The 245-nt window shown below is 40.8% G+C and carries 1 pseudogene; it reads left to right on the forward strand.

The window, feature by feature from the left end:
* Window positions 1–18: 18 nt before the first annotated feature.
* Window positions 19–245 (forward strand): annotated as a pseudogene (locus CXF74_RS00045) (IS21 family transposase); the annotation flags it as partial.

The following is a 245-nucleotide window of genomic DNA, read 5'->3' on the forward strand; positions in this document are numbered from 1 at the left end:
ATCATTAAGAGATTTTATATGCCTGGAAAATCCATAAACCAACAGCAGGTTAATTTATATATGTCTTATCGTAAGAATCCCAAACACTCACAAGTTAACGCAGCTGCTAAGGCTGGTTTTTCAGAGAGCACCGCAAGGCGAATTGATAAAGGTGAACATCAACCCAACCCTAAGATCCGTCAATACCGTACCCGCAAAGACCCTTTTAACGGCCTTTTTGAAGAGCATTTAGTGCCTTTGCTTGA

Source organism: Psychromonas sp. Urea-02u-13 (genome assembly GCF_002835995.1).
Taxonomy (GTDB): domain Bacteria; phylum Pseudomonadota; class Gammaproteobacteria; order Enterobacterales; family Psychromonadaceae; genus Psychromonas.